This window comes from Methylobacterium sp. JK268, from assembly GCF_054052225.1.
The window spans coordinates 76,293-102,178 of sequence record NZ_JBSVZN010000011.1; the positions used below are offsets into that span (position 1 = coordinate 76,293).

The following is a 25,886-nucleotide window of genomic DNA, read 5'->3' on the forward strand; positions in this document are numbered from 1 at the left end:
GGACTCTGGGGGGATGGGGCGGAGGGTCCGGGCGATAGCGCGGCCCGCTCGCACGGCCGCGCTCCTGCTGGCGCTGGGCGCCGGGACCGCCGCGGCGCAGCCGGCGCCGGAAGCGCCCGGCGAGGCCGAGCGGATCGCCCGGGAAGGCCTCGCGATCGGTTCGCGCGTCGGCGCGGGCAACGATCCCCAGACCTCGGTCGCCCAGCCGGTCTTCTCGGCGCGGCGCTCGGCGGACGTCACGACCTCGATCCAGGACCGCCTCGGCCCGGCGGGCGACCCGGGCGGGTTCCGGGCCTTCCTGCAGGATCGCGGCATCACCTTCGGGGTGATCTACACCGCGGAGGCCGTGCGGACGGCCCGGGGCGGGATGCGCCGGGGCACCGCGACGCTCGGGCTCCTCGACATCGACATCGATGTCGACCTCGACGGGCTCGCGGGCTGGACCGGGGCCAAGCTCCACACCACCTTCTACCAGGTGAACGGGCGCGGCGCCTCGCGCTCCTACGTCGGCAACCTCCTGGCGGTCAGCGACATCGAGGCCCTGACCTCCTCCCGCCTGGCGGAGTACTGGTTCGAGCAGAGCCTCTTCGACGGCCTCGTGGCCCTGCGCGTCGGGCAGCTCGCCACCGACACCGAGTACATGGTCAGCCAGACCGGGCTGCTCTTCGCCAATGGGACCTTCGGCTGGCCGACCGGCCTCGCCGCCGACTTGCCGGGCGGCGGCCCGGCCTATCCGTTCGGGTCGCCCGGCGCGCGGCTGAAGCTGGTGCCGAACCAGAACTTCTCCCTCCAGGCCGGCCTCTACGACGGGGATCCGGGCGGGCCCGACCGGTTCGGCCGCCAGCCCGAGCCGCAGAAGCGCAACCCCAACGACTTGCGCTTCCCGCTCTCCGACCCGGCGCTCGTCATCGCGGAGGCGGCCTACGCCTACGGCATCGAGCCGGGGGCGACGGTCAGGCCCGGCACGGTGACGCTCGGCGGCTGGTACCATTTCGGGCGCTTCAACGCGCTCGCCCGCGACGCGGGCGGTCTGTTCCTGGCGGACCCGGCGAGCACCGGCGTCGGGCGCCGGCTGCGGGGGGACAGCGGGGTCTACGGCCTCATCGACCAGACCATCTACCAGGAGCCGGACGACCCCAACGACGGCGCCGCCGTCTTCCTGCGGGCCTCCTGGTCGCCCCCGGACCGCAACCTCGTCGACCTCTACGTCGATACCGGCATCGCGTACCGGGGCCTGCTCGAGGGCCGCTCGGACGACACGATCGGCCTCGCCTTTGGCCTCGCCCGGATCTCGCCCGAGGCGCGCCGCCTCGACGCCGCGGCGGCGTTCTTCGGCATGCCGCGCCCGCGGCGCAGCGTCGAGGCGGCGGTCGAGGCGACCTACCAGCTGGTGCTCGGCCCCGGTCTCGCCCTGCAGCCGAGCGTGCAGTACGTCTTCAAGCCGGGCGGCGGGATCCCCAACCCGCGCGACCCCGACGGAAGCCGGATCAGGAACGCCGCGGTGTTCGGCCTGCGGGCGACGGTGCGCTACTGAAGGGGGCCGAGACGGCGATGCAGCTCGTCCGGTCTTCGCGACGAGAACACGGACCCCGCCCTACAGCGCCGCCAGGGGATTGAGGGCGATGTTGCGCGTGGGCAGGGGGGCCAGCATGGTCAGGCGCAGGCCCTCCGGCGCGTAGTCGATCGCGACGCTGGCCTGGACCTGGGTCGAGAGCACCCGCTGCAGCAGGCGCGAGCCGAAGCCCTGGCGGGTCGGCGGCACCACCCGCGGCCCGCCGGATTCCCGCCACTCGAAGCGCAGGATCGGCCGGTCCTCCTCCTCCAGGCTCCAGGAGACCTGCACCCGTCCGCCGCGGCCCGAGAGCGCGCCGTACTTCGCCGCGTTGGTGGTGAGCTCGTGGATCGCCATGCCGATCGGCACCGCGATCTCGGAGGCGAGGTCGACGGCGGGTCCGTCGAGGGTGATCCGTCCCTCCTCCTGCGGGGTCATGGCGCCGTCCGCGTAGGGCCTGAGTTCGTTCTCCAGGAGGCCGCGGAGCGAGGCGGTCTGCCAGACGTCCTCGGTCAGGACCGAGTGGGTGTGGGCGAGGGACATGATCCGCCCGACGAAGGCCTCGTAGAAGCTCTCGATGCTCGACGCCGTGCGGGCGGTCGAGCCGACGATCGCCTGCACGGTGGCGAGCGTGTTCTTCACCCGGTGATGGAGTTCCCGGATGAGCAGGGTCTGGCGCTCCTCGGCGACGCGCCGGTCGGTGATGTCGGCCACGACGCCGATCAGGCGGCGGGGCAGGCCGCCCGGGTTGTCGCGCTCGAAGCGCCCGGCCATCTCGATGGTGCGCCACGCCCCGTCGCTCGCCCGGCGGATGCGGCCGGCGGCGTGGAGCACGCCCTCGCCCCGCAGGGCCGCGGCCACCGCCGCCCGGAACGGTCCCCGGTCCTCCGGGTGCATCACGGTGCGGAAGAACTCCGTCATGCTGATCGTGCCGTCCCGGGGCCGGCGGCCGAAGATCTCCCACATGCGCTCGTTCTCCCAGAGCGCCTGGTCGTCGAGGACGTGCCACTCGAAGATGCCGAGGGCCGCCACCGAGGTGGCGACCCGCAGCCGCTGCTCGCGGTCGTGGAGGGCGCGCCGCGCCTCCTCGCGGGCGGTGACGTCCTGCACGACGCCGATCATCCCGGTCACGCTCCCGTCCGGGGCGAGCTGCGCGCGGCCCCGGGCCGAGATCCAGACCTCCTGGTCGTCCGCCGGCCGGCGGTAGCGCACGTCGATCGCGTAGGCCCGGCCGAGGGGCGCGGCCTCCTGCACGGCGGCGCGCGCCCGCTCCAAATCGTCCCGGTGCAGCCGGAGCTGGAGGTCCTCCCAGGTGGTGGAGGGGCCCGGCGGCAGGCCCAGGATCTCGGCCGCGCGCTCCGAGAGGGTGATGCGCCCGCCCGCGCGGCTCCAGTTCCAGTCCCCCAGCCCCGCCGAGGAGAGGGCGAGGCGGGTCTGCTCGGCGCGGGCGGCGGCCCCGTGATCCTCGGCGGGCTCGACGATCAGCACCCGCCGCTGGCCCTCCGCGCCCGGGCGCGGCGGGCCGGCCCGCACCGTGACCCAGACGGTGCCGCCATCCGGACGCCGCCAGCACTGCTCGATCGCCGCGCCCGACACGGGATCGGGCGGGATGCCGTCGGGATCCAGGAGGTCGCCGAGGTGCAGTCCGACGAGGTCGGCGGGGGCGGCCGACAGGAGGGCGCAGAGCCGCGCGTTCACCGCGAGGATGCGGTCCCCCGGCCCGGGCCGGTCGCCGGGTCCGGCGAGGCAGACGATGCCGACGGGCGCCGCCTCGAAGGCGAGGCGCAGGAGCGCGGCGTCCTCGTTCCCCGGATCCGGCGCATCCTCCCGCCGGACGGTCTCGTGATCAGGCCTGTGGTCCAAGACGCGCCCCGCTGGTCTCCGGGCCGGTTCCCCGCCGGCCGCTCGGGCCGGCCGGAGCGCCGGCCAGAACGGGAGAAGGTCTCGCGCGTCGCGACACCGCGTCCGGCTCGCCCGCGCCCCGGCCGGTCTCCCCGCTTCCCCTTCCCCGGCGCCCCGGCCCGGAGGGCCGTGAGGCGCGCAGGATGATGACCGCCATGACACTCAGCGACAAGACACTCAGCGACAAGGCTCTCTCGGTCTTCGCGGCCGCAGCCTATCACCAAAGGCAGAACGGGCAGAAGGTGGCGCGGCGCAGGCGGGGGCGGACCTGAGCGAGGCCGGTTTCGGCCTCGCGCCGCCACCGCCCGGAGACCGGGCGAGTGTCTCTGCCAACACTCCCGATCACCGTCGTCGTTCGCCGTGGCGCCTCCAGCGCGGCGGGAGTTTCGTGAGCTGCACTGCGCCGCCCGGTCAGGCGCGCCGGAAGGTGAGGTAGGTGGGCCGCCGGCCCTGGGCCAGCGCCTTCGCCTCGTAGCGGGTGCCCGGCCAGTCGGGCCAGGGCCGGCGCCAGTCGTCGGCGCGCTCCGCCGTCCAGGACAGGGCGGGCTGGCGGGCGGCCCGCACCAGCGTCCAGCCCGCGTAGTCGTCGATGTCGCTCGCGAAGCGGAACAGCCCGCCGGGCCTCAGGACGCGGGCGATCTCGGCGAGGCTCTCGTCCGAGACGAAGCGGCGCTTGCGCTGGCGGCGCTTGGGCCAGGGATCGGGGTAGAGCAGGAACACCCGGGCGACGCTCGCGGCCGGCAGGCGGGGCAGCAGCTCCATCGCGTCGCGGTCCCAGAGGCGCACCGCGTCGAGCCCGTCGTCGTCGACGGCCCGCAGCAGCTTGGCGACCCCGTTCACGAAGGGCTCGCAGCCGATCAGGCCGACCTCCGGATGGGCGCGGGCCTGGGCCGCGAGGTGCTCGCCGCCGCCGAAGCCGATCTCCAGCCACAGGGCCTCGACCGGACGGGGAAACAGGCCGGTGGGGTCGATCGGCCCCTCCGCGGGCAGGCGCAGCCGCGGCAGGAGGGCGGCGATGCGCTCCTCCTGGCCGGCGCGCAGGCGCTTGCCCTTGCGGCGGCCGTAGAAGGCACGGCCCCGCTCGGGGGCCGCGTCGGTGTCGTCGTCGGTCATCGTGGTCCGGTGCAGCGCGCGGGAGCCCCGCGGCCCCGGAGGCCCGGCGCCGCGGGGCGAGGGCGCCCCGTAGCACCGCGGGCGCCGGTCAGGCCAGGGCCGACTTGAGGGCCGGCACGAGGTCGGTCTTCTCCCAGGAGAAGCCGCCGTCCGCGTCGGGCTCGCGGCCGAAATGGCCGTAGGCCGAGGTGCGGGCGTAGATCGGCTTGTTGAGGCTCAGATGCGTGCGGATGCCGCGGGGCGACAGGTCGAGGATCTCGCCGAGCACCCGCTCCAGCTTCGCCTCGTCGACCTCGCCGGTGCCGTGCAGGTCGACGTAGATCGACAGGGGCTTGGCGACGCCGATGGCGTAGGCGAGCTGGATCGTGGCGCGCCGGGACAAGCCCGCCGCCACCACGTTCTTGGCGAGGTAGCGCGCCGCGTAGGCGGCCGAGCGGTCGACCTTGGTCGGGTCCTTGCCCGAGAAGGCGCCGCCGCCATGGGGCGCCGCGCCGCCATAGGTGTCGACGATGATCTTGCGCCCGGTGAGGCCGCAATCGCCGTCCGGTCCGCCGATCACGAACTTGCCGGTGGGGTTCACGTGCCAGACGGTCCGGTCGGTGACCCAGCCGCCCGGAAGCGCCGCGCGGATATAGGGCTCGACGATGGCGCGCACGGCGGGCGAGTCGAGGCTCTCGTCGAGGTGCTGGGTCGAGAGCACGATCTGGGTCGCCTCGACCGGGCGGCCGCCCTCGTAGCGCACCGTGACCTGGCTCTTGGCGTCCGGCCCGAGCACCGCGGCCGCGCCCTGCCGGGCCTTGCGGGCCTCCGCGAGGTCCTTGAGGATCTTGTGGGCGTAGTAGATCGGCGCCGGCATCAGGGCGGGCGTCTCGTCGGTCGCGTAGCCGAACATGATGCCCTGGTCGCCCGCGCCCTCGTCCTTGTTGCCGGAGGCGTCGACGCCCTGGGCGATGTCGGCGGACTGGGCGTGCAGGTGGATGGCGACGTCCGCGTTCTTCCAGTGGAACCCGTCCTGCTCGTAGCCGATGTCCCGCACGGCGGCGCGGGTCAGCTCCTCCAGGCGCGCGAAGGTCACGGAATCGGGGCCGCGCACCTCGCCCGCGATGACGATCCGGTTCGTGGTGGCGAGCGTCTCGACGCCGAGCCGGGCCTCCGGCATCTCGGCCAGGTAGGCGTCCACGACAGTGTCGGAGATGCGGTCGCAGACCTTGTCCGGGTGGCCCTCGGAGACCGACTCGCTGGTGAACAGATAATCGGAACGTGCCATCGCTGCGTACCCCCTGTCAGGCCGGGCGCATCCGTCCGATCGTCTGCCCGTCACCTCGATCGAGGGCGGTTGTGGCAGCCGGCAAACCGGAGGTCAACCCGAAGAACCGGAGACGTTCTCTATATCGAACGGTGCTGCTCTGTCGAGGGCACGGTCGAGGGCCTTGACCACGGCGGCCAGGCGGCGCCGCTCGTCGGCGGGGAGGTGCGCGTCGGCGGCGCGGGCGACCGCGCCCGCGAAATCCGCGTAGGTTCCGGTGCCGGAGAGGGACGCCTGCGGCCGGTCGCGCAGGCCGGGCCCCCCTTCCTCGTCCCGCGGCATTCCTTCGAAGAAGTACTCGATCGGGACATCGAACAGGCGCGCGACGGCGTGGAGGTCGGCGGCGCTCATCCGGTTCAAGCCGCGCTCGTACTTGCCGACCTGCGTGTCCGAGATGGCGATGCGGTCGGCGACGGCCTCCCGCGAGAGCTTGGCCGCGAGCCGCAGCTGCTCCAGGCGCCGGCCGATATGCGCGTCGCGCGCGTCCGCGGGTTTGCCGGCCATGGTGGCTCGCCGAAGGGGCGCGCGGGGGCGCCGTCGCTGGGGATGGGCAATTGTTGATCCCCGATGGTTGATTTTCGATGAATGCCCGGCGACCGGGCGAACGGACGCGGCGGCCGGACCGGCCGCGAAGGGGCGCGGCGGCGGGCCGATGCGTCTCCGGACCCATGGGGAGAGGTGTGGCGTCCCCGGCAGGGCTCGAACCTGCGACCCCAGGTTTCATCCCACTTCGGCTTTCGCCGCCGCCTCCCGGCGTTCGTGGTCTGGACTATCCCTTCACCGTAGGCGCGAGGCCCTTAGGTGCCGCCCGTCTAGTCTCTACACCTTCCCGGCCTCGCGGCCGGGCTTGGCTCGGGATCGGCGTGATGCGGGATCGACGCTTTCCCCGACTTTGAGCGGATCCGCCGCGCGGTTTCCCGGCGCGACGCCCAATTCCCGGTTTAGGAAACCTGTGCTCTGTCCAGCTGAGCTACGGAGACCCACGGGGCGTGCATAGCATCTCGACGGGCGGCCGCCAACCGGGACGACGGGGTGCCGTCGCGCTCCGGATCCTCCTCCTCGCGGCGCTCGCCGCACCGGCCTCGGCCGAGACCTGCCCGGGCCGGGTCGACGGGACCGACCGCCTCGCCGGGATCGCCCCGGAGGGCGACCTCCTCCTCGCTTCGGGGCGGCGGGCGCGCCTCGACGGCGTGCGGCTGCCGGAGGATCCGGCGCGGGCGGCGGCGGCGCGCGCGTGGCTGGAGGCCCTGCGCGGGCGCCCCCTCGCGACCCGGGAGGAGCGGCTGGCGGACCGCTGGGAGCGGGTGGTGCTCGACGCGGTGGCCGAGGGCCGCGCGGAGGGTTCCGCGGAGGGCGAGGCGTCGGAGGAGCCGGTCGACCTCGCGGGCGGGCTGCTGGCGGCGGGCCTCGCCCTGGTCGATGCGGGCGAATCGGATAGGCTGTGCCGCCCGGGGCTCCTCGCCGTCGAGGCCGCGGCCCGCTCGCAGCGGCGCGGCCTCTGGGCCGAGGCGGCGGTGGTGCGGGCGGAGGAGGTCGAGGTCCTGAAGGCGCGGGTTGGACACTTCGTGATCGTCGAGGGCCGGATACGCAACGTGGGCGAGCGCAAAACCCGCACCTACCTCAACTTCGCCCGTTTCGGAGAGGAAGGTCTGACCATCACCGTGTCGAAACGCACTTGGCGGACCCTGCTCGAACGTGGTTTGAACGCGGCCGCGCTTCGGGGACGACGCGTCCGGGCGCGCGGTGTGCTCGACTCGTGGCGCGGGCCGACCCTGGACCTGAGCGCCGCCGAGACGATCGAGATGCTGGATGAGGAGCGGGCGCAGCGGCGCTGATCGGAATGGACGGGCTCTTCACGCGCAACGGATCCACGCGCAACGGATCGGGCGGCCCGCGGGCGGGGCGGTGGGCGGCGGCGCTCGTGGTGCTGGCCGTCGGCGCCTGCGCGGGCGACCAGACCGGCACGCTGACGCCCGTCGCCGTGACGGTGCCGCCGGAGGCGCCGCGCGCCACCGGCGGGCGCGAGCGCGGCGGCAGCGACGCGGACCACGCCAAGCTCGTCGCCTCCTTCGGCGGCGAGTACCGGGCGCCGGCCGCCCTGCGCCTCGTGAGCGACGTCACCGACCGGCTGGTGCGGGCGACCGAGCGCCCGGACGAGACCTACGCGGTCACGCTGCTCGATTCGCCCGTGGTGAACGCCTTCGCGCTGCCGACCGGCCGGCTCTACGTGACGCGCGGGCTCCTGGCTCTGGCCAACGATTCCTCCGAACTCGCCGCCGTGCTGGCGCACGAAATCGCCCACGTCACGCTGCGCCACGCCAACGCCCGCACCGAGATGGCGCTGCGCTCCGAGCTCGTGAGCAAGGTGGTGGCAGACGTCCTCAAGGACCCGGCGACCGGGGCCCTGCTGCAGGACCAGTCGCGCTTCGTGCTCGCCAAGTTCTCGCGCAGCCAGGAATTCGAGGCCGACCAGACCGGCGTGCGCACGCTGGCGCGGGCGGGCTACGACCCGTTCGGCGCGGCGCGGTTCCTGACCAGCCTCAACCGGGCGACGGCCCTGCGCGCCGGCAGCGGCATCCCGAGCGAGCCCGACCTGCTCGCCACCCATCCGAGCACCCCCGAGCGCATCACGCAGGTGACCCAGGCGGCCCGCCGGATCGGGGCGCCGGGGCTCGGGTCGGAGGATCGCGCCCTCTATCTCGCGGCGATCGACGGCATCGCCTACGGCGACAATCCGGGCGACGGGCTGGTGCGCGGCCGCCGCTTCATCCACCCGCGCCTCGGGGTGACGTTCGAGGCTCCGGACGGCTTCGCCCTGGAGAACACCGCCCGGGCCGTGCTCGGCACCACGCCCGAGGGCGGGCGGCGCCTGCTCTTCGACGCGGTCGAGACCAATGCGGGCCAAGGCCTGGAGGAGGTGCTGCGCGCCACCTGGACCGACGCGATCGAGGCCGGCAGCGTCGAGACCCGGATGATCAACGGCTTCCCGGCCGTGACGGCCGCCTCGAAGGGCAAGGACTGGTTCTTCCGCCTCGCGGCGGTGCGGGTCGGGACCAACACCTTCCGGATGATCATGGCCGCCAAGGGCGCGAGCGACCCGCAGGCCCCCTTCGAACGCTGGCTCGCCAGCCTGGCGGCGGTGAGCCCGGAGGATGCCCGGCGCCTGCACCCGGCCCGGATCCAGATCGTGTCGGCGGGTCAGGGCGACACCGCCGAGGGGCTCTCGCACCGCATGGCGACGGGCGACCGCGCCCTCGACCAGTTCCTGGTGCTGAACGGGCTGGAGCGGGGTGCGGCCCTGCGCCCGGGCCAGCCCTACAAGCTGGCCGTGGAGTAGGGGGCGGATCTGCCCTATCTCGGGGTCGAGCGGGGCCGGGAGAGCCCCGACCCGGAGGATCCCCCCTCGATGAAGACCCGTCTCGCGCCCGCCGGCCTCGTCCTCGCCGGTGCCGCCCTCGGCGGCAGCGCCGCCGCCCAGCCGATCCGCAACGCTCCGCCGCCGCGGGCGCTGGAGACCGCCGCCTACGTCTTCGCGGCGGCCAATGTCTGCGGCTACCGGATCGGCGTCGCGCCCTTCGAGACCCTGCTCGGGCAGTTCAAGGTGACGCTCGACGACGTGCGCCCGCCCCGCGGCCCCTTCGGGGCGCAGGTCCAGGCGATCTTCACGCTGATGTCGAACCAGATGATGGCGAACCGGGACAATGCCTGCCGGATCGTCGCCACCGAGTACGGGCCCGAGGGCAATGTCGCGAAGGGCGTGCTGCTGCCGGGGGACGCCGCGGCCCCGGAGGGGGCGCCGCAGGAGGGCAATGGGCCGAAGATCGTGCAGTAGGGCGGCGCGCAGCCGGAACCCTCCCCCCTCTGCGGCATGGCTGTCCGGAGAAAATCCAAGGCCCGCAAGAACGCGCTTTGGTCCCCGGGAAGCACCCATCCAACAACAAACGACACCAGTTCAGCAGGCGGAGGATCCCCTCTCCCGAGTGGGAGAGGGGTAGGGGTGAGGGACGGACGCTTCAGCAAGATGCCTGGACAGCGCCGCTGGCAGCTCGACGGTTCAGTTCCAATCTGAACCCGAGCCACCCTCACGCGGGATCTTCGATCCCCCGGCCCCTCTCCCACTCGGGAGAGGGGAGCAGTGCCTCGAATTTTACCCTGACAGCCGTGACTTTGCGGGGAAGGGGGGGCGCCAACCCCCTCAGCGCGGGTTCGCCAGCAGCGCCGCCAGCGCCTGGCTCAGGCCCACGCTCTCGCTCGCGGGCGGCGGGGCGCGGTCGCCGCGCAGCCCCGCGGCGGCGAGCGCCATGCGGGCGCCGGCCTCGACGGAGCACAGCACCGGCACCGGCACCTCCGGCTGGATCCGGGCGGCGAGCCCGGCGAGCGCGGCGCCGCCCAGCACCACCACGTCGGCCCCGTCATCCTCCGCGCAGGCCCGGCAGGACGCGGCGAGGCGCGCCAGGGCCGCGTCCGGGTCGCGGGCGATCTCGCCCCCGGTCGGCGCGACGGTGCGGATGCCGGCGATCCGCTCCGCGAGGCCGAGCGCGGCCGCGAAGTCCCACAGCATCGGCCCCCAGGCCACCCCGCCGGTGACGATCCCGACCCGCCGGCCCCGCGTGCAGGCGAGGTGAAGCGCCCCCTCCGCCATGCCCACCACCGGGACGGGCGAGACCTCCTTGAGGGCCAGGAGGCCCGGATCCCCGAAGCAGGCGAGGTAGACCGCGTCGCAGGATCCGCCGTGCTCCGCGAGCGCGTCCAGGGCCGCGTGCGCCGCGATGGCGTAGGTGGCGCGGGTCGCCACGTAGCGCCCGCCGAAGCGGCCGGTCGCGGCCACCACCTCCACCTCCGGCGCGAGCCGGCGCACGGCCTCGGCGGCGAGGTCCGTCACCGACGCCGTCGTGTTGGGGTTGATCAGGAGGAGGCGCATGGCCCCGGCGGCTCCCGCTACTTCTCCACGAAGGCCTTCTCGATCACGTAGTGGCCGGCCTCGCCGTGGTTGCCCTCGACGTAGCCGGCGCCCGAGAGCAGGTCGCGGGTGTCGCGGATCATGTCCGGGCTGCCGCAGAGCATGAAGCGGTCGCTCTCGATCGCCATGGGCGGCAGGCCGACATCCTGAAACAGCTTGCCGGAGGTGATGAGGTCGGTGATGCGGCCGCGGTTGCGGAACGGCTCGCGCGTCACCGTCGGGTAGTAGATCAGCTGGTCGCGGACCATCTCGCCGATCAGCTCGTGGTTCGGCAGCGTCTCGGTGATCGTCTCGCCGTAGGCGAGTTCCTGCACCTGCCGGCAGCCGTGGACGAGCACGACCTTCTCGAAGCGCTCGTAGGTCTCCGGATCCTTGATGATCGACAGGAACGGCGCCAGCCCGGTGCCGGTGCCGAGCAGGTAGAGGTGCCGGCCGGGCATCAGGTTGTCGAGCACCAGGGTGCCGGTCGCCTTGCGGCTGACGATGATCGGGTCGCCCACCTTGAGGTGCTGCAGCTTCGAGGTGAGCGGCCCGTTCTGGACCTTGATGGAGAAGAACTCCAGCTCGTCCTCGTAATTGGCCGAGACCACGCTGTAGGCGCGCAGCAGCGGCTTGCCCTCCTGCTTCAGCCCGATCATCGTGAACTCGCCGTTGCGGAAGCGGAACGACGGGTCGCGGGTCGTGCGGAAGCTGAAGAGCGTGTCGGTCCAGTGATGGACGGACAGCACACGCTCCTCGTTGAAGTTGCTCATCGGGCGGATTCCTGGATCATCAACCGTTTGGCCGCGTCTTCTCGCACCTGCGGCAGACCCGTCAAGGTGCCTGGCAACGGACCGGGTCTGCGCGGTGCTCAAGGCGCCGCGACAGAAGGCTGCTTGTTGGAATCGCTCCCGAAAGGCGGTGCGCCGCCGCACCCGCCCGCCCCGGAGACGGGGCGGGCGGCGCGCCGGTCAGGCGAAGTACTGGCCGCCGTTGATGGTCAGGGTCGAGCCGGTGACGAAGCCGGCCTGGTCGCTCGCCAGGAACTCCACCGCGCGGGCGATCTCCTCGGCCTCGCCGAGGCGGCCGACCGGGATCAGCGGCAGGATCTTGGACTTGAGCACCTCCTCGGGCACCGCCTTGACCATCTCGGTGGCGATGTAGCCCGGGGCGATCACGTTCACGGTGATGCCCTTGTTGGCGTTCTCCTGGGCGAGCGCCTTGGCGAAGCCGATCACGCCGGCCTTGGCGGCCGAGTAGTTGGTCTGGCCCATCTGGCCCTTCTGGCCGTTGATGGACGAGATCAGGATGATGCGGCCGAAGCCCCGCGCCCGCATGCCGTCGATCAGCGGCCGGGTGCAGGTGAACATCGAGTCGAGGTTGGTGCGGATCACCGCCTGCCACTGCTCGAAGGTCATGCGGTGGAACATGCCGTCGCGGGTGATGCCGGCATTGTTCACCAGGACGTCGATCGGGCCGACCTCGGCCTCCGCGGCCCGGATGCCCGCCTCGCAGGCGGCCGGATCGCCGACGTCGAACTTGAAGACCGGGATGCCGGTCTCGGCCTTGAAGGCGTTGGCGGCCTCGTCGTTGCCGCCGTAATTCGCCGCCACCTTGTAGCCGGCGTCCTTCAGCCCCTTCGAGATCGCAGCGCCGATGCCGCGCGTCCCGCCCGTGACCAGTGCGACGCGTTCTGCCATGCTCCCTCTCCCTGCGGATGCGTGTTCTTCCCTAGAGGTCGTCGGGCCGGTGGAGAAGGGCCCGTCCGCCCGTTTCATCTTGGTTCTTGGTCTGCCGGAACGGGGTCTTGACTTTGACCCCCCTTCCGAAGCGGGGCCGCGCGGCCCCGCCCCAGGCAATGCGCGGCGGCCGTCAGCGTTCCACGCAGAGGGCGACGCCCATGCCGCCGCCGATGCACAGGGTGGCGAGCCCCTTCTTGGCGTCGCGCTTCTGCATCTCGTGGAGCAGGGTGACGAGGACGCGCGCGCCCGAGGCGCCGATCGGGTGGCCGATCGCGATGGCGCCGCCGTTCACGTTGACCTTGGAATCGTCGAAGCCGAGTTCCTTGTTCACCGCGAGCGCCTGGGCCGCGAAGGCCTCGTTGGCCTCGATCAGGTCGACGTCCTGGGGCTTCCAGCCGGCCTTCTCCAGGGCCTTGCGGGAGGCCGGGATCGGCCCGGTGCCCATGATCTTCGGGTCGACGCCGGCGGTCGCCCACGAGGCGATGCGGGCGAGGGGCTTGAGGCCGCGCTTCTCGGCCTCGGCAGCCGACATCAGCACGATCGCGGCGGCCCCGTCGTTGATGCCCGAGGCGTTGCCGGCCGTGACCGTGCCCTCCTTCGAGAAGGCCGGACGGAGCTTGGCCATCGCCTCGAGCGTCGCGCCGTCGCGGATGTACTCGTCCTGGTCGACGACCACGTCGCCCTTGCGGGTCTTGATCGTGACCGGGACGATCTCGTCCTTGAAGCGCCCGCCCTTCTTGGCGGCCTCGGCCTTGTTCTGCGAGCGGGTCGCGAAGGCGTCCTGCTCCTCGCGGGTCAGCTGCCAGCGCTGGGCGATGTTCTCGGCGGTGTTGCCCATGTGGTAGCCGTTGAAGGCGTCCATGAGGCCGTCCTTCAGCATCGTGTCGACCAGGGCGAGGTCGCCCATCTTCTGGCCGCCGCGCAGGTGCTGGGCGTGGGGGGCCATCGACATCGATTCCTGGCCGCCCGCCACGATGATGTCGGCGTCGCCGTTGGCGATCTGCTGCATGCCGACCGCCACCGTGCGCAGCCCCGAGCCGCAGAGCTGGTTGAGGCCCCAGGCGGTCGCCTCCTGCGGGATGCCGGCGGCCATGGCGGCTTGGCGGGCCGGGTTCTGGCCGGCGCCCGCGGTGAGCACCTGGCCGAAGATCACCTCGTCCACGTCCTCCGGCGAGACCTTGGCGCGCTCGAGCGCGGCCTTGATCGCGATCGCCCCGAGCTCGTGGGCCGGCAGGCTGGCGAGGGCGCCGTTGAAGGAGCCCACCGGCGTGCGCGCCGCGCCGACGATCACGATGTCCTGCTTCTCTGCCATGCGCACCTCCACCTGTTCATCGTCCGCGCCTCGGAGCGCGTTTAATGCCGATGAACGCCGTCACCTCCCCGAAGTCAAGACGCGGGCGCGGGGGGCTTGCGCGCCTGTGAAGGCATTGTTTGCGTGGACGCCGCGCAGATTGCTATTTTCGCCAGCACAGGAACCCCTTAAGGTCTCAGCCGGAAAGACGCCCGATCGGCCGGTCCGGAACGGGCGGATCGCCACGCTCCGCGCGTGTCCCAGAGGAGAGCCCGTCGAGATGGCGGACAGCGGCAAGTCGACTCCCACCGTCATCAAGAAGTACGCCAACCGGCGGCTCTATCACACCGGCACGTCGACCTACGTGACCCTGGAAGATCTCGCCGCCATGGTGCAGGCGGGCGAGGATTTCGTGGTCTACGACGCGAAGTCGGGCGAGGACATCACACGCTCGGTGCTGACGCAGATCATCTTCGAGCAGGAAAACAAGGCGGGCGCCGAGAATCTGCTTCCGGTCGCCTTCCTGCGCCAGCTCATCCGCTTCTACGGCGACAGCATGCGGGCGATGGTGCCGAGCTACCTGGAATTCTCGATGGACCATCTGACGCGCGAGCAGGACGGCCTGCGCGAGAAGATGTCCCAGACCTTCGGGGCGAGCGCGTTCCAGCACGCCATGGAGGAGCAGGTGCGTGCCAACATGACCTTCTTCAGCGAGGCCATGCGGATGTTCACCCCCTTCACGCAGGGCGCCGCCGTCCCCGAGAAGCCCACCGAGCCCGCACCGCCGGCCCCGCCGGCCGCCTCGCGCGGCGAGCTCGACGACCTGCGCCGCCAGATGCTGGAGATGCAGACCCGGCTTGAGGCCCTCGCCAAGAAATGAACCGGCCCGCGCCTTGCGCGTCACCGGTCCGGCGGCGCGGTAGGAGGCGGACCTTGTCCGAATGTGAGACGGCGAATGGGGCGGACTCGCGAGCGCTGGTGGCGACCGCTCCGCCCGAGCCGGCGCGGGCTGTGCCCGCCCGGCCCCTGGCCTCGTTCCTGGTGCAGCTGATCGACGGGCCGGCCGGGGCGCTGCGCCCGTCCCGGCAGCGCCGCACCCGCGAGGCGTCGGAGCGCTACGCGGCCGGCGCGCGCGTCGGCGCCACGCAAAAACCCCTCGCCCGGGCCGGGGAGGGGTCCTGACGCGCCCGACGGGCGCCGCGCGGGATTCGGGGCGCCCCGTGCGGGGCGCCGCGCCTCACGCCTCGGTCTTGACCTTCAGCACCTGACGACCGCGATACATCCCGGTCTTCAGGTCGATGTGGTGCGGGCGGCGCAGCTCGCCCGAATCCTTGTCCTCGACATAGGTCGGGGCCTTGAGGGCGTCGGCGGAGCGGCGCATGCCGCGCCGCGACGGGGAGGTCTTTCGCTTCGGAACGGCCATGACACGTCTCTTGCAACAAAACAGGCGCGGGCTGCCCCGGGCGGAGCCGCCGCGCACCCTGAGAACTCATCGGAGCGCGGCTTATACAGAGGAGATTCGCGCCTGGCTAGCCCGTCCGGTCGATTTCTGGCGTCAGCTTGGCCATGTTAAGCGCGGGTTCAAGCGCCGCCGGGCCTGATGCAGGGGCCGGTGCTGACCGGCGTGAGCGACCCTCGGAGGTCCTTCTTCCCATGACGCAGATCCGCTTCCCCCGCCTCGGCCGCGCCCTCGCGGTGGCGGCTCTCCTCGGCACGGGGCTCCCCGCCCTGGCCCAGACGCCTGCCACCACGCCGGCCACCAAGCCCGCGCCCACTGCCCCGGCCGCGAAGCCGGCGCCCGCACCGGCCCCCGCGGCCAAGCCGGCCGCGGCGCCGGCGGCGACCACGGCGCCGAGCGCGGCACCGGCGGCGAAATCCGTCCTCCTGGACATCAACAGCGCCACCAAGGAGGAACTCGACGGGCTTCCGGGCATCGGCCCGGCCCGCGCCGAGGCGATCATCAAGAACCGCCCCTATCGCGGCAAGGACGACCTCCTGGCCCGCAAGATCATCCCGAAGAACGCCTACGAGGGCATCAAGGACAAGATCATCGCGCGTCAGAAGAGCTGATCGCCCGCGCTTGCCGCGCCCGGGGCGGGGTGTTAGGCGCCGGGGAGCCGCCGCGGAGGCGGCGCCCCGACCCGGATCCGACGCCCCATGTCCCACCGCCTGCACCGCGGCGACCTGCCCGACGATTACGCGCCGGGCCCGGCCATCGCGGTCGACACCGAGACCCTCGGCCTGCAGCCGCACCGCGACCGACTCTGCGTGGTGCAGATCTCCCGCGGCGACGGCGAGGCCGACCTCGTGCAGATCCCGAAGGCCGGGCCGGAACCGGTCGTGCTCAAGCGCGTCCTCGCCGACCCGGCGGTCACCAAGATCTTCCACTTCGCGCGATTCGACCTCGCGGTGCTGTATCACCGGCTCGGCGTCATGCCGGGGCCGATCTACTGCACCAAGGTCGCCTCGCGCCTCGCGCGCACCTACACGGACCGGCACGGGCTGAAGGATCTCGTGCGGGAGCTGCTCGGGGTCGAGCTGTCGAAGCAGCAGCAATCCTCCGACTGGGGGGCCGAGACCCTCAGCCCGGCGCAGGTCGAGTACGCGGCGTCCGACGTGCTGCACCTGCACGCCCTGCGCACCAAGCTCGACGCGATGCTGGCCCGCGAGGAGCGGACGGCCATGGCCGAGGCCTGCTTCGCCTTCCTGCCGACCCGGGCGCGGCTCGATCTCCTCGGCTGGGCCGAGGTCGACATCCTGGCCCATAGCTGAGGGCGCGCCGCCCGCGCGGCGGCCACAACTTCGACACCCGGAGCGTGCATGGCGGGGCAGTTCGCCCGTGCCGGAGAGCCGGGATCCCAGCCGGAGCGCCGTCGCCCGTGGTCCCTCCCGTGATGGAAGCCGTCATCGGCCCGACTCCCACCGGCCCGAATCCCGCCGGCATCAATCCGCTGCGCCTGCGCGCGCATCGACGGGCCCAGGCGCACAGCGCCCGGGTGCGCTTCCTGCGCCGGGCGATCCCGGTCGGCTCCGCCGCCGCGGTGCTGGCGGTCGCGGCCGTGACCTGGCTCGATCCCTTCGGGGCGCTCGGCGTCACCGTGAGCCTCGGTGCGGTCAGCGTCTCGGGCTCGAAGGTGACGATGGAGCATCCCCGCCTCACCGGCTATCGCGGCAAGGACGGCCGCCCGTACGTGGTGACGGCGACGGCGGCGCTGCAGGACGTGCGGCACCCGACCGTGATCGAGCTGCAGGACATGGTGGGCCACATGCAGGCCGACGAGTCGGGGGGCCGCTCGCACATCGAGGCCCGGACGGGCGTGTTCGACACGCAGCGCGAATCGCTCGACCTCACGCGCAACATCCGCATGTGGACCGACAAGGGCCAGGAGGCGCGCCTCTCCTCCGCCCAGGTGAACTTCAAGGCCGGGACCCTGTCGTCCCGGGAGCCGGTGGCGGTGACGCTGCCGAACGGCACGATCAACGCCGACACGCTCGACGTGATCGACAACGGCCGGACGATCTCCTTCGTGGGGCGGGTCCGGGCGGTGTTCGACGGCGGCGTGACCGGCGGCGCGGACGCGCCGACGCTGCGCACCTCCTCGGCCGAAGTGAAGGACGACCAGCCGTGACCCGCCGCCTCGCCGCCCTCGCGGCCCTCCTGATCCTCGCCGCCCCGGCCGCCGCCTCGGCCGAGACGCCCAAGAAGGAGCGCGGATCCGGCTTCGGCGCCTTCGGCAGTTCCGGCAAGGAGCCGATCAAGATCGACGCCGACCGCCTCGACGTGTTCGACCGCGAGAACAAGGCGATCTTCGCCGGCAACGTGGTGGCGGTGCAGGGGGAAAGCACCATCCGCTGCTCCACCATGACGGTCTACTACCAGCGCAACCACGACAAGGCGGCCAAGGACGAGCCCAAGGGCAGCGAGACCAAGCCGGAAGCGGCCAAGGTCGAACCGGCGAAGATCGAAGCGGCCAAGATCGAGCCGGCCAAAGCCGAGCCGGGCAAGACCCTCCAGGCCAAGACCGAGCCGACCCGGTCGGGTGACGGGAAAACGGCCGGACCCCGGGTGCCCCAGGCCCGGGACGCCGCGGTCAAGCCGGCCGACGCCCCGCCGGTCGACCCCACCGACAGCGGCGCGATCCGGCAGGTGGAATGCGCGGGGCCGGTCACGGTAGTGAACAAGGACCAGGTGGCGACCGGGAACCACGCCGTGTTCGACAAGGCCGCGAACCGGGTGATCCTCACCGGCAACGTCGTGCTGAGCCAGTGCCAGAACGTGACCCGCGGCAACCGGCTCGTCTACGACATGACTACCGGGCGGGCGAACATGGACCCGACCTCCGGCGGCCGGGTCTCGGCGATGTTCGTGCCCGGCGGCAAGGACGAGTCCAAAACGGGCAAGCAGGCGGGCTGCCAGCAGCCCCCGGCCCAGGCCGGCAAGCCGGCGCCGAAGCCCCGCGCGCAGGCGAACTGAGCGGGCCGGGGGGCTTTCGCGTCAGGGCGCCTGCAGGCTCGTGGCGATGCCGAGCTGCAGCGCCGTCGTGCCGGACGGGCGGTAGAGCGTATTGAAGGCCGCCCGGGCGACGAGATCCGCCGCGCGGGGCACACCCATCTCGTCGTAGAAGCGGCGCATGATGTCGCTGCCGCGCTCGCTGAGCGTGCTGCCCTCGACGCGCGTGCCGGGCCGGTGGGCGGTGTGGAAGCCGAGCCCGGTGCGGCCGGACAATCCCTCGAACACCGTCTCGCCGTGCACGTAGTACCGCCGCACGCCGCCGACGAAGATCAGCGTGCAGGCGCTGTCGCAGCGCGCCGCGGCCGCGTCGACCATGGTCGCGAGCCCGGCGCGGCGGACGGCCCGGCCGATCGCGATGCCCTCCAGGACCTTGCCGCCGCCGCTGTCGAGGGACACCGCCCGCACGCCCCGCGCTTCCGGCTCGGCGAGAGCCCGGGCGAAGGCCGCGCCGTCGCCCGGCACGATCGGCCCGCGCAGCACCATGGTCCCATCCTGCACCTCGATCACCAGGGCGGCGGCCGGTCCGGCCCCGAGACTGGCTGCGGCCCAAGCCGCGGCGATCATCCGGATCACCCGTCCCCCCATCGCCCGACCCCCGACCGCGCTGCGGCGGAGATCCGCCCCGGCCGGGATGATCGCACGACATTCCGCTGGGTCAACAGAGGTGCGGTCCACGCGAATCCCCGCGATCCGGCCCGCCGGGATAGCCAACTCATAATTGCGACGACGGGACGCTGAAACGAAGGAGCGAGCCACCCGTTGTCGACACCGCCGATCTCCAGAGGAGGGGTCCCGTGCTCACGGCCACGTCCCGCAATGCCCTCGCCGCCGCCCTCCTGGTCGGGCTCGCCGGGCCCGCCCTGGCGCGGGGCAACAGCGATTCCGGCAGCGGTCTCTCGCCCTACGCCGCGCTGAGCGGCAACGACCGCTCGGCGGGAATCAACAACGGGAACTACCGCGATCCCCGGCTCGACCCCTACATCCGGGCCTATCCTCCCTACGGCCGCCCGGTCGGGCACCGCTACCGCCCCGTTCCGGGTCCCTATTACGGCAGCCCGTACTGAGGGTCCGGCGCCGTCAGCGCACGCGCCGCGCCACCAGGAACAGGCGCGGGAAGGGCAGCAGCACCCGCCCGTCGGCCTGCGGCGGATAGGCCCGGGCCAGGGCCTCCTCGTAGCGGGAGAGGAAGGCGGCCTGTCCGGCGGCGTCGAGGGGATCGAGGAAGGGGCGCAGGCCGGTGCTGCGCACCCACTCGACGATGCCCCGGTGGCCCGCCAGGGGATGGTAGTAGGTGGTGCGCCAGATCTCGACCCGGCAGCCCGCGGCCGAGAGCCAGGCATCGTAGTCGCGCGCCGAGCCGAGCCGCGCGCGCGCGCCGGCGGCCTCGGCGAGGGGCCCGGCGAAGTCCGGTTCGGCGGCGACCTCGCGCATCAGCCGGTGGGACGGCTCCTCCAGGTTGTCGGGCATCTGCACGGCGAGGCAGCCGCCTGGGGCGAGGAGTCGGGCGAGGCGCGGCAGCAGGCCCGCATGGTCCGGCAGCCATTGAAGGACGGCGTTGGCGAAGAGCAGGTCCGGCGGCTCGGCGGGGCTGAACTGCGCGACGTCGCCCTGGAGGAAGGTCACGGCGGGGAGGCGCGCGCGCGCCGCCGCCAGCATGTCCGACGAGGAATCGAGCCCGGTCACCTGCGCCGCCGGGAACCGCGCGCAGAGCAGTTCGGTGCTGTTGCCGGGGCCGCAGCCGAGATCGACCGCCCGGGCGGCGTCCTTCAGCGGGACGCGGGCGAGGAGATCGGCGGCCGGCCGGGTCCGCTCATCCGCGAATTTCAGGTACTGCGCCGCGTTCCAATCCGCCATGGCCCGCCTCCCTGTCGGAAGCTTGCCCGGATTCGCGCCGGGCGGCCACCGCGAGATCGCGCGAAACGCCCCGGTCAGGCGGCATCCGGCTCCGGCGGCGGATCCGCGATCGCCGCCAGGGCCGCCGCGACCGCCTCGGTCCCCGCATCCTGCGCCGTCAGGCGCCGCTCCAGGCGGCGGAGCGGCGGGGCGAGGTGCGGCGGCAGCGCGGGGTCGCCGAGGTAATCCGGCTTGGCGGATTGCCGGTTGTAGGCCGCCCGCAATTGCAGGGCGAGGTGATCGCGCACCGGCGGCGGCAGCGAGGGGCGCTCCTCGCCCTCGGAAGCCGGCTCGGGCCGGTCGGCGTCGGTCTCGGCCATGATCGTCCTCCCTCGCGGCGGCACCGGAACGACGAAGCCCCGGCCCGCCGGGGGGCGGACCGGGGCGCGAGGCGCCGCCCGGGGGCGGCGCGGAGCAGGATTTAGTCGAGGATCTGGACGACGCGGCGGCTGCCCGGCTCGACCAGCACGACGCGGTCGTTGACCACGGTGTAGCGACGGCCGCGCACGCCGTACTCGGAGGGGACCTCGTAATAGGTCACGCCGTCGGAGGGCAGCACCGTGCCGACGCCGACGTCGCCGCTGTAGTCGTAAGAGCGCACGTGGCGGCCCGTGACGTACTGGCGGAAGCGGGGACGCTCGTCGACGCCGAGCAGGCCGCCCACCGCGCCGGTGGCCGCGCCGACCGCGCCGCCGACGATCCCGCCGATCGGACCGGCCGCGTCCGTACCCTCCTCGGCGCCGCGCTGGGCGCCGCGCACCAGGCCCTGCGCCTGGGCGGCCATCGGCAGCGTGAAGGCCAGGGCGGCCGCGGCGAGAAGCGTCTTGGTCTTCATGAATCACTCTCCGTCTTCGTCCCGTCGACCCCGGTCGAGCGGGGCGGCGTTCGGCGGGAGTAACGCCGCGAGCCGCGAAACGGTTCAGCCGAAATCTGCGCCGGAGTGCCGAAAATCTGCGCCGTGACGCGATTCATCGTTGCAGATCAGACATCTGCCGGTGCTGCGCGGAACTCTCAGCCGTCCTTCGGCATGGCCGATTGGATGAGCCGGTCGGTGCCCAGATCCTCCTCGTCGTAGCCGAGCAGTTCGGCCAGCCGCGTGCGGGCGCGGCTGACCCGGCTCTTCACCGTGCCGACCTTGCAGTTCATGATCGCGGCCGCCTCCTCGTAGGAGACGCCCTCGGCGCCCACCAGCACCAGCGCCTCGCGCTGGTCCGGCGGCAGCTTGGCCAGCGCGCTCTGCAGGTCCTCGACGTCGAGCCGGTCGCCCTGGTGGGGCGCCGTGGCGAGGCGGGCCGCGTAGGACCCGTCCTGGTCCTCGACCTCGCGCACCCGCTTGCGGTGGTCCGAGTAGAAGATGTTGCGCAGGATCGTGAACAGCCACGCGTTCAGGTTGGTGCCGGGCTGGAACCGGGCGCGATGCTGCCAGCCCTTGAGGAGCGTGTCCTGCACGAGGTCGTCGGCGCGGGCCGCGTTGCTGGTGAGCGAGAGCGCGAAGGCCCGCAGCGAGGGCACCGCCTGGAGCAGCCCGTCGCGGAATTCGGGCCGGACGGCCTGGCCCTGCGCGGCGAGCGCCCCTTCGAGCCGGGCGATCAGCTCCGCGAAGCGATTGCTCGGATCCTCGGTGCCCAGGGTCTCGTAGGCGACCCGCAGCTGGGTGCCGAGATGGCTGCGGATGCTGGCCGAGAGGCCGGGGCGCGGCGCGTCGGGCCGGTCGTGGGCGCTGTCCTGCGTCATGGGTCTCCGCGTCGGCTCGCCCCTCAGGCCGGGGCGCTCGCGCCCCTCGGTTCAGGTCCCGAGAGTCTCACTCCCCGGATTCACATGGGTCGCTGGGCCGCCGCGGAAACCCCGGCCTCACCCCCCGACCCCGGCCGCGGTCTCGTCGCCGTCCGGCACGCCGAGACGGAAGGCGAGAACCGTGCCGGGCGCGATCTCGGTCCAGCGCTCGTCGCGGGTCAGGGGCTGCGTCGCCACCACCGTGACGATGTCGTCGGGCGTGGTCTCCTCGGAGAAGTTCACGCGCCAATCCTCGTCGATCAGGGTGGCGGTGCCGAAGGGGGCCCGCCGGGTGAGGTAGCTGAGGCGCTTGCCGCAATGGGCGTAGAGGGTGCGGCTGTCGGTGAGCAGCATGTTGAACACGCCGAGCCCGTGCAGCTCGGCCGCGAGCGCCCGCACCGCGCCGTCGAGGAGCGTCGGCTTCGGCAGGGTCTTCCAGCGGGCTTCGAGCCGCCCCAGCATCCAGCAGAAGGCGTGCTCGCTGTCCGTGGTGCCGACGGGCCGGAACCGCCCGAGGGGGAGCCGCTTGACGCCCTTCAGCTGCCCGTTATGCGCGAAGGTGAAGGTGCGGCCCCAGAGTTCCCGGCTGAACGGGTGGGTGTTCTCCAGCGAGACCCGGCCGCGATTGGCCCGGCGGACATGCGCCACCACGATGCGGCTCTTGATCGGGTATTCGCGGATCAGCCGGGCGATCTGCGAACGGGCGCTGGCCTGCGGGTCGTGGAAGCTGCGGCAGCCCCGCCCCTCGTAGAAGGCGATGCCCCAGCCGTCCCCGTGCGGGCCGGTCTCGCCGCCGCGCCGCGCCAGCCCCGCGAAGCTGAAGCGGATATCGGTGGGCACGTTCGCGCTCATGCCGAGCAATTCGCACATCGCGGGGACCGGGCCGGGGGAGGAGGGGGGAAGGCGGGCGAAGGGGGAGCACCCTTCCCGAATCGTCCGGGGAGCGCAATCCCGCCGGGCGACCCGGCATCCGGGTCCCGATTGCGGGCAAGCGGCGCCTGTGCTAGAGCGCGCCCCTCGACCGAACCGCCCGGCCGTGAGGGCTGCCGTGGCGGGTCGTTTCGCTCCACGCAACCGATGCGCGTGACGGTCGGACCCGCGAGGGTCCGGTCTCGTTCGCGTTCAGGAGAGCAAAATGCCCAAGCTCAAGACCAAGTCGGGCGCCAAGAAGCGCTTCAAGATCACCGGCACCGGCAAGGTGATGTACGCCCAGGCCGGCAAGCGCCACGGGATGATCAAGCGGACCACGAAGCAGATCCGCAGCCTGCGCGGCACCACCACCCTGTTCGAGGGTGATGCCGCCAACGTGAAGAAGTACTTCCTGCCGAACGGCTGAAGTCCTCCTCACACGCACCGCAATCTGTTTTCGATCTAGATCCAGGAGATCATCATGGCACGCGTCAAGCGCGGCGTGACGAGTCACGCGAAGCACAAGAAGGTGCTGAAGGCCGCCAAGGGCTATTACGGCCGGCGCAAGAACACGATCCGCATCGCCAAGCAGGCGGTGGAGAAGGGCCTCCAATACGCCTACCGCGACCGGAAGAACCGGAAGCGCAACTTCCGCTCGCTGTGGATCCAGCGCCTCAACGCGGCGGTCCGCGAGCACGGCCTGACCTATTCGCGCTTCATCGACGGCCTCGCCAAGGCGGGCATCGTCGTCGACCGCAAGGCGCTTTCGGAGCTCGCCATCCACGAGCCGGCGGCCTTCGCGGCCGTGGTCGAGCAGGCCAAGGCGGCGCTCCCCGCCGAGGTCGCGCAGGCGGCCTGACGCGGGATTCCTCCGCTTGGCGAGCCTCCCCTCGGGGAGACCGCACGCTTCGACGGCCCGCCCTCGCGCGGGCCGTTCGCGTTTCGGCAGCCGCCGCGGCGGCTTGACCGCCCGCGCCCCGCGGGGCAGGGCATCCCGGCGATCCGGCAGGGACATGATGACCGATCTTCACAGCCTCGAATCCGACCTCCTGGCGCAGGTCGAGGGCGCGTCCGACGAGGCGGCGCTCGAAGGCGTGCGGGTGGCCGCCCTCGGCAAGAAGGGCGCCGTCTCCGACCTCCTGAAGACGCTGGGCGCCATGTCGCCCGAGGAACGCAAGGAGCGCGGCCCCCTCATCAACGGCCTGCGCGACCGGGTGCAGGGCGCGATCCTCGCCCGCCGCGAGACGCTGGCCGAGGCCGCCCTCGCGGCGCGGCTGTCCGCCGAGCGCATCGACGTGACGCTTCCCGTGCGCGAGGGCCCCGAGACCCGCGGGCGCGTCCACCCGATCACCCAGGTCATCGACGAGATCACGGCGATCTTCGGCGACATGGGCTTCGCCGTGGCCGAGGGGCCGGATATCGAGACGGACGAGCTCAACTTCACGGCGCTGAACTTCCCCGAGGGCCACCCGGCCCGGGAGATGCACGACACCTTCTTCCTGCCGCCCGGCCGCGACGGCAAGCGCAAGCTCCTGCGCACCCACACCTCGCCGGTCCAGGTGCGCACCATGCGCAGCCAGCAGCCGCCGATCCGGGTGATCTGCCCGGGCCGCACCTACCGGCACGATTCCGACCAGACCCACACGCCGATGTTCCACCAGGTCGAGGGGCTGGTCATCGACCGCTCCGCGACGCTCGCGAACCTGAAGTGGATCCTGGAGGAGTTCTGCAAGGCGTTCTTCGAGGTCGACAGCGTCAAGATGCGCTTCCGGCCCTCCTTCTTCCCCTTCACGGAGCCCTCCGCGGAGGTCGACATCCAGTGCTCGCGCAAGGGCGGCGAGATCCGCTTCGGCGAGGGCGACGACTGGCTGGAGATCCTGGGCTGCGGGATGGTCCATCCGAACGTGCTGCGCCAGTGCGGCCTCGACCCGGACGAGGTCCAGGGCTTCGCCTGGGGCATGGGCATCGACCGCATCGCGATGCTCAAATACGGCATGCCGGACCTGCGCCCCTTCTTCGACGCGGATGTGCGCTGGCTCGACCATTACGGCTTCCGGCCGCTGGACATCCCGAGCCTGGTGGGCGGGCTGACGGGCTGACGCATCGTGGAGGAGGTCGCCATGAAGGCGGCGGAGGTTCAGGTTCTGGCGAACGAGATCCTCGGGCACGTGCTCGGCCCGCTCGGCTTCGAGCGCGCGGAAGTGGCGGCCGGGGAGGATCAGGACGGGGATGCGTCCTTCTTCGTCCGGGCCGTCATGCGGCCGGGCGCCGAACTGGTTCCCGGCCGGACGGCGATCGACGCCAGCGTCGCGCTGCAGGACGCTCTGCGCGCGCAGGACGAGGGCCGTCACGCCTACCTCTCCTACGCTTATCCGGACGACGCGGACGATGGGGACCTGGACGACGATCCGGCGGACGCGATCGGCACGCCGTCATGAGGCGGATCCGGCATCGGATCGTCCGCGATCTGCTCGACACGGCCGAGGCCCGGGCGCGCCACGAGGCGGGGCGGCCGCGCGGAACGTCGCTGCGCCGCGCGGTGAGCGATGCCTATTACGCCCTCTTTCACGCCCTCTGCTACCTGTCCGCGGACGGGCTGATCGGCTGGAGCAGCCCGCCGGAGCAGGTCTCCGCGCTCTACCGTTCGCTCGACCACCTCGAGACCAAGCGCAGGCTCGAACGCTCCGACGTCCAGGCGCTCGGCCCCGAGGTGAAGCGGATCGGCGTCGCCTTCCTCGAACTCCTGCGCGAGCGCCACGACGCCGACTACAGCCCGGAGCGCAGCCGTCACACGCGCTCCGACGTGCTGGTCCTGATCGCGCTGGCCCGCGAGGCCGTCGACCTGATCGAGGCGCTGCCCGCCCCAACCTACCGCCACCTCGCCGTCCTGCTCCTCGCCCGGACGCGTCGATCGTGACCGCTCGGACCTGACCCTTTCCAGCCAACGGCCGTC

Annotated in this window: 31 protein-coding genes; 16 read left to right on the forward strand and 15 right to left on the reverse strand. The window is 72.6% G+C overall.

Annotated elements, in window-relative coordinates:
- Positions 1-13 precede the first annotated feature (13 nt).
- A complete protein-coding gene (locus tag ACW9J6_RS13825) occupies positions 14-1,534 on the forward strand; it encodes a carbohydrate porin (RefSeq protein ID WP_457117056.1) in 1,521 nt (506 codons plus the stop codon).
- 60 nt (positions 1,535-1,594) lie between these two features.
- Here ACW9J6_RS13825 and ACW9J6_RS13830 read toward each other — a convergent pair whose 3' ends face one another.
- From ACW9J6_RS13830 to ACW9J6_RS13845, 4 genes are all read right to left on the reverse strand, one after another.
- Positions 1,595-3,415, reverse strand: a complete 1,821-nt coding sequence (locus tag ACW9J6_RS13830) for a PAS domain-containing protein (protein ID WP_457117057.1) — start codon at positions 3,413-3,415, stop codon at positions 1,595-1,597.
- Between the two features lie 450 nt (positions 3,416-3,865).
- Positions 3,866-4,567, reverse strand: coding sequence for a tRNA (guanine(46)-N(7))-methyltransferase TrmB (gene trmB / locus ACW9J6_RS13835; RefSeq protein WP_457117058.1), 702 nt, complete (start codon positions 4,565-4,567; stop codon positions 3,866-3,868).
- An 88-nt stretch (positions 4,568-4,655) separates the two neighbouring features.
- Positions 4,656-5,834, reverse strand: a complete 1,179-nt coding sequence (metK, locus tag ACW9J6_RS13840) for a methionine adenosyltransferase (protein ID WP_457117059.1) — start codon at positions 5,832-5,834, stop codon at positions 4,656-4,658.
- 93 nt (positions 5,835-5,927) lie between these two features.
- Positions 5,928-6,377: a helix-turn-helix domain-containing protein gene (locus ACW9J6_RS13845; RefSeq protein ID WP_457117060.1), complete on the reverse strand. Its 450-nt coding sequence runs from the start codon at positions 6,375-6,377 to the stop codon at positions 5,928-5,930.
- Positions 6,378-6,862: 485 nt separating this feature from the next.
- Between ACW9J6_RS13845 and ACW9J6_RS13850 the strand changes: the two genes are divergently transcribed.
- The 3 genes from ACW9J6_RS13850 (at position 6,863) to ACW9J6_RS13860 (ending at position 9,705) form a co-directional block, all read left to right on the forward strand.
- Complete coding sequence (locus ACW9J6_RS13850) at positions 6,863-7,708, forward strand: DNA-binding protein (protein WP_457117061.1); 846 nt, start codon at positions 6,863-6,865, stop codon at positions 7,706-7,708.
- Between the two features lie 5 nt (positions 7,709-7,713).
- Positions 7,714-9,210: a M48 family metalloprotease gene (locus ACW9J6_RS13855; protein ID WP_457117062.1), complete on the forward strand. Its 1,497-nt coding sequence runs from the start codon at positions 7,714-7,716 to the stop codon at positions 9,208-9,210.
- Positions 9,211-9,279: 69 nt separating this feature from the next.
- On the forward strand, positions 9,280-9,705 hold the full coding sequence (locus ACW9J6_RS13860; RefSeq protein WP_457117063.1) for a hypothetical protein: 426 nt from the start codon (positions 9,280-9,282) through the stop codon (positions 9,703-9,705).
- A 363-nt stretch (positions 9,706-10,068) separates the two neighbouring features.
- Here ACW9J6_RS13860 and ACW9J6_RS13865 read toward each other — a convergent pair whose 3' ends face one another.
- The 4 genes from ACW9J6_RS13865 to ACW9J6_RS13880 form a co-directional block, all read right to left on the reverse strand.
- Complete coding sequence (locus ACW9J6_RS13865; RefSeq protein ID WP_457117064.1) at positions 10,069-10,794, reverse strand: aspartate/glutamate racemase family protein; 726 nt, start codon at positions 10,792-10,794, stop codon at positions 10,069-10,071.
- A 17-nt stretch (positions 10,795-10,811) separates the two neighbouring features.
- Entirely contained in the window at positions 10,812-11,585 is a 774-nt protein-coding gene (locus ACW9J6_RS13870; protein ID WP_457117065.1) for a ferredoxin--NADP reductase, read from the reverse strand.
- Between the two features lie 198 nt (positions 11,586-11,783).
- Positions 11,784-12,512 (reverse strand): acetoacetyl-CoA reductase, encoded by a 729-nt coding sequence (gene phbB / locus ACW9J6_RS13875; RefSeq protein ID WP_457117066.1) that lies wholly within the window; start codon positions 12,510-12,512, stop codon positions 11,784-11,786.
- A 172-nt stretch (positions 12,513-12,684) separates the two neighbouring features.
- A complete protein-coding gene (locus ACW9J6_RS13880) occupies positions 12,685-13,866 on the reverse strand; it encodes an acetyl-CoA C-acetyltransferase (RefSeq protein WP_457117067.1) in 1,182 nt (393 codons plus the stop codon).
- Between the two features lie 259 nt (positions 13,867-14,125).
- Between ACW9J6_RS13880 and phaR the strand changes: the two genes are divergently transcribed.
- Together phaR and ACW9J6_RS13890 are read left to right on the forward strand one after the other, a co-directional pair.
- Entirely contained in the window at positions 14,126-14,725 is a 600-nt protein-coding gene (gene phaR / locus ACW9J6_RS13885; protein ID WP_457117068.1) for a polyhydroxyalkanoate synthesis repressor PhaR, read from the forward strand.
- 98 nt (positions 14,726-14,823) lie between these two features.
- Positions 14,824-15,027, forward strand: coding sequence for a hypothetical protein (locus tag ACW9J6_RS13890; RefSeq protein ID WP_457117069.1), 204 nt, complete (start codon positions 14,824-14,826; stop codon positions 15,025-15,027).
- Between the two features lie 55 nt (positions 15,028-15,082).
- Here the strand turns inward: ACW9J6_RS13890 and rpmF are convergent, their stop codons facing one another.
- Complete coding sequence (gene rpmF, locus ACW9J6_RS13895) at positions 15,083-15,268, reverse strand: 50S ribosomal protein L32 (RefSeq protein ID WP_012334986.1); 186 nt, start codon at positions 15,266-15,268, stop codon at positions 15,083-15,085.
- Between the two features lie 230 nt (positions 15,269-15,498).
- Here rpmF and ACW9J6_RS13900 point away from each other — a divergent pair, with 230 nt between their 5' ends.
- The 4 genes from ACW9J6_RS13900 (at position 15,499) to ACW9J6_RS13915 (ending at position 18,319) form a co-directional block, all read left to right on the forward strand.
- Positions 15,499-15,915 (forward strand): ComEA family DNA-binding protein, encoded by a 417-nt coding sequence (locus ACW9J6_RS13900; protein WP_457117070.1) that lies wholly within the window; start codon positions 15,499-15,501, stop codon positions 15,913-15,915.
- 87 nt (positions 15,916-16,002) lie between these two features.
- Positions 16,003-16,617, forward strand: coding sequence for a ribonuclease D (locus ACW9J6_RS13905; RefSeq protein ID WP_457117071.1), 615 nt, complete (start codon positions 16,003-16,005; stop codon positions 16,615-16,617).
- Between the two features lie 122 nt (positions 16,618-16,739).
- Positions 16,740-17,474 (forward strand): LPS export ABC transporter periplasmic protein LptC, encoded by a 735-nt coding sequence (lptC, locus tag ACW9J6_RS13910; RefSeq protein WP_457117198.1) that lies wholly within the window; start codon positions 16,740-16,742, stop codon positions 17,472-17,474.
- Positions 17,471-18,319: an LptA/OstA family protein gene (locus tag ACW9J6_RS13915; RefSeq protein ID WP_457117072.1), complete on the forward strand. Its 849-nt coding sequence runs from the start codon at positions 17,471-17,473 to the stop codon at positions 18,317-18,319. The genes lptC and ACW9J6_RS13915 overlap by 4 nt, the downstream gene beginning before the upstream one ends.
- A 21-nt stretch (positions 18,320-18,340) precedes the next feature.
- On the opposite strand, the gene ACW9J6_RS13920 is transcribed toward ACW9J6_RS13915, so the two are convergent.
- A complete protein-coding gene (locus tag ACW9J6_RS13920) occupies positions 18,341-18,922 on the reverse strand; it encodes a hypothetical protein (RefSeq protein ID WP_457117073.1) in 582 nt (193 codons plus the stop codon).
- Between the two features lie 230 nt (positions 18,923-19,152).
- Here ACW9J6_RS13920 and ACW9J6_RS13925 point away from each other — a divergent pair, with 230 nt between their 5' ends.
- Complete coding sequence (locus ACW9J6_RS13925) at positions 19,153-19,422, forward strand: hypothetical protein (RefSeq protein WP_457117074.1); 270 nt, start codon at positions 19,153-19,155, stop codon at positions 19,420-19,422.
- A gap of 13 nt (positions 19,423-19,435) precedes the next feature.
- On the opposite strand, the gene tam is transcribed toward ACW9J6_RS13925, so the two are convergent.
- The 5 genes from tam to ACW9J6_RS13950 form a co-directional block, all read right to left on the reverse strand.
- The gene (gene tam, locus ACW9J6_RS13930) at positions 19,436-20,212 is read right to left on the reverse strand and encodes a trans-aconitate 2-methyltransferase (protein ID WP_457117075.1); all 777 of its coding nucleotides are present in this window, start codon (positions 20,210-20,212) and stop codon (positions 19,436-19,438) included.
- 74 nt (positions 20,213-20,286) lie between these two features.
- On the reverse strand, positions 20,287-20,571 hold the full coding sequence (locus tag ACW9J6_RS13935) for a hypothetical protein (protein WP_457117076.1): 285 nt from the start codon (positions 20,569-20,571) through the stop codon (positions 20,287-20,289).
- 101 nt (positions 20,572-20,672) lie between these two features.
- Positions 20,673-21,086: a DUF1236 domain-containing protein gene (locus ACW9J6_RS13940; RefSeq protein WP_457117077.1), complete on the reverse strand. Its 414-nt coding sequence runs from the start codon at positions 21,084-21,086 to the stop codon at positions 20,673-20,675.
- Positions 21,087-21,262: 176 nt separating this feature from the next.
- Positions 21,263-21,985, reverse strand: coding sequence for a sigma-70 family RNA polymerase sigma factor (locus ACW9J6_RS13945; protein WP_457117078.1), 723 nt, complete (start codon positions 21,983-21,985; stop codon positions 21,263-21,265).
- 117 nt (positions 21,986-22,102) lie between these two features.
- Positions 22,103-22,894: a class II glutamine amidotransferase gene (locus tag ACW9J6_RS13950; protein ID WP_457117079.1), complete on the reverse strand. Its 792-nt coding sequence runs from the start codon at positions 22,892-22,894 to the stop codon at positions 22,103-22,105.
- A 265-nt stretch (positions 22,895-23,159) separates the two neighbouring features.
- Here ACW9J6_RS13950 and rpmI point away from each other — a divergent pair, with 265 nt between their 5' ends.
- The 5 genes from rpmI to ACW9J6_RS13975 all read left to right on the forward strand — a co-directional run bounded on the left by rpmI (position 23,160) and on the right by ACW9J6_RS13975 (position 25,850).
- A complete protein-coding gene (rpmI, locus tag ACW9J6_RS13955) occupies positions 23,160-23,360 on the forward strand; it encodes a 50S ribosomal protein L35 (protein ID WP_457117080.1) in 201 nt (66 codons plus the stop codon).
- A 54-nt stretch (positions 23,361-23,414) separates the two neighbouring features.
- Positions 23,415-23,792, forward strand: coding sequence for a 50S ribosomal protein L20 (gene rplT / locus ACW9J6_RS13960; RefSeq protein WP_457117081.1), 378 nt, complete (start codon positions 23,415-23,417; stop codon positions 23,790-23,792).
- Positions 23,793-23,949: 157 nt separating this feature from the next.
- A complete protein-coding gene (pheS, locus tag ACW9J6_RS13965; protein ID WP_457117199.1) occupies positions 23,950-25,032 on the forward strand; it encodes a phenylalanine--tRNA ligase subunit alpha in 1,083 nt (360 codons plus the stop codon).
- A 21-nt stretch (positions 25,033-25,053) separates the two neighbouring features.
- Positions 25,054-25,371, forward strand: a complete 318-nt coding sequence (locus ACW9J6_RS13970) for a hypothetical protein (RefSeq protein WP_457117082.1) — start codon at positions 25,054-25,056, stop codon at positions 25,369-25,371.
- Positions 25,368-25,850, forward strand: coding sequence for a hypothetical protein (locus ACW9J6_RS13975; protein ID WP_457117083.1), 483 nt, complete (start codon positions 25,368-25,370; stop codon positions 25,848-25,850). The genes ACW9J6_RS13970 and ACW9J6_RS13975 overlap by 4 nt, the downstream gene beginning before the upstream one ends.
- The last annotated feature ends 36 nt before the right edge of the window (positions 25,851-25,886 follow it).

What these genes read in the sequence shown, in the direction of transcription:
- ACW9J6_RS13825 (WP_457117056.1), top strand. Translation starts at nt 14, where the DNA reads ATGGGGCGGAGGGTCCGGGCGATAGCGCGGCCCGCTCGCACGGCCGCG.
- trmB (WP_457117058.1), bottom strand. Translation starts at nt 4,567, where the DNA reads ATGACCGACGACGACACCGACGCGGCCCCCGAGCGGGGCCGTGCCTTC.
- metK (WP_457117059.1), bottom strand. Translation starts at nt 5,834, where the DNA reads ATGGCACGTTCCGATTATCTGTTCACCAGCGAGTCGGTCTCCGAGGGC.
- ACW9J6_RS13845 (WP_457117060.1), bottom strand. Translation starts at nt 6,377, where the DNA reads ATGGCCGGCAAACCCGCGGACGCGCGCGACGCGCATATCGGCCGGCGC.
- ACW9J6_RS13855 (WP_457117062.1), top strand. Translation starts at nt 7,714, where the DNA reads ATGGACGGGCTCTTCACGCGCAACGGATCCACGCGCAACGGATCGGGC.
- ACW9J6_RS13860 (WP_457117063.1), top strand. Translation starts at nt 9,280, where the DNA reads ATGAAGACCCGTCTCGCGCCCGCCGGCCTCGTCCTCGCCGGTGCCGCC.
- ACW9J6_RS13865 (WP_457117064.1), bottom strand. Translation starts at nt 10,794, where the DNA reads ATGCGCCTCCTCCTGATCAACCCCAACACGACGGCGTCGGTGACGGAC.
- ACW9J6_RS13870 (WP_457117065.1), bottom strand. Translation starts at nt 11,585, where the DNA reads ATGAGCAACTTCAACGAGGAGCGTGTGCTGTCCGTCCATCACTGGACC.
- phbB (WP_457117066.1), bottom strand. Translation starts at nt 12,512, where the DNA reads ATGGCAGAACGCGTCGCACTGGTCACGGGCGGGACGCGCGGCATCGGC.
- ACW9J6_RS13880 (WP_457117067.1), bottom strand. Translation starts at nt 13,866, where the DNA reads ATGGCAGAGAAGCAGGACATCGTGATCGTCGGCGCGGCGCGCACGCCG.
- phaR (WP_457117068.1), top strand. Translation starts at nt 14,126, where the DNA reads ATGGCGGACAGCGGCAAGTCGACTCCCACCGTCATCAAGAAGTACGCC.
- rpmF (WP_012334986.1), bottom strand. Translation starts at nt 15,268, where the DNA reads ATGGCCGTTCCGAAGCGAAAGACCTCCCCGTCGCGGCGCGGCATGCGC.
- ACW9J6_RS13900 (WP_457117070.1), top strand. Translation starts at nt 15,499, where the DNA reads ATGACGCAGATCCGCTTCCCCCGCCTCGGCCGCGCCCTCGCGGTGGCG.
- ACW9J6_RS13905 (WP_457117071.1), top strand. Translation starts at nt 16,003, where the DNA reads ATGTCCCACCGCCTGCACCGCGGCGACCTGCCCGACGATTACGCGCCG.
- lptC (WP_457117198.1), top strand. Translation starts at nt 16,740, where the DNA reads ATGGAAGCCGTCATCGGCCCGACTCCCACCGGCCCGAATCCCGCCGGC.
- ACW9J6_RS13920 (WP_457117073.1), bottom strand. Translation starts at nt 18,922, where the DNA reads ATGATCGCCGCGGCTTGGGCCGCAGCCAGTCTCGGGGCCGGACCGGCC.
- tam (WP_457117075.1), bottom strand. Translation starts at nt 20,212, where the DNA reads ATGGCGGATTGGAACGCGGCGCAGTACCTGAAATTCGCGGATGAGCGG.
- ACW9J6_RS13935 (WP_457117076.1), bottom strand. Translation starts at nt 20,571, where the DNA reads ATGGCCGAGACCGACGCCGACCGGCCCGAGCCGGCTTCCGAGGGCGAG.
- ACW9J6_RS13940 (WP_457117077.1), bottom strand. Translation starts at nt 21,086, where the DNA reads ATGAAGACCAAGACGCTTCTCGCCGCGGCCGCCCTGGCCTTCACGCTG.
- ACW9J6_RS13945 (WP_457117078.1), bottom strand. Translation starts at nt 21,985, where the DNA reads ATGACGCAGGACAGCGCCCACGACCGGCCCGACGCGCCGCGCCCCGGC.
- ACW9J6_RS13950 (WP_457117079.1), bottom strand. Translation starts at nt 22,894, where the DNA reads ATGTGCGAATTGCTCGGCATGAGCGCGAACGTGCCCACCGATATCCGC.
- rpmI (WP_457117080.1), top strand. Translation starts at nt 23,160, where the DNA reads ATGCCCAAGCTCAAGACCAAGTCGGGCGCCAAGAAGCGCTTCAAGATC.
- rplT (WP_457117081.1), top strand. Translation starts at nt 23,415, where the DNA reads ATGGCACGCGTCAAGCGCGGCGTGACGAGTCACGCGAAGCACAAGAAG.
- pheS (WP_457117199.1), top strand. Translation starts at nt 23,950, where the DNA reads ATGACCGATCTTCACAGCCTCGAATCCGACCTCCTGGCGCAGGTCGAG.
- ACW9J6_RS13970 (WP_457117082.1), top strand. Translation starts at nt 25,054, where the DNA reads ATGAAGGCGGCGGAGGTTCAGGTTCTGGCGAACGAGATCCTCGGGCAC.
- ACW9J6_RS13975 (WP_457117083.1), top strand. Translation starts at nt 25,368, where the DNA reads ATGAGGCGGATCCGGCATCGGATCGTCCGCGATCTGCTCGACACGGCC.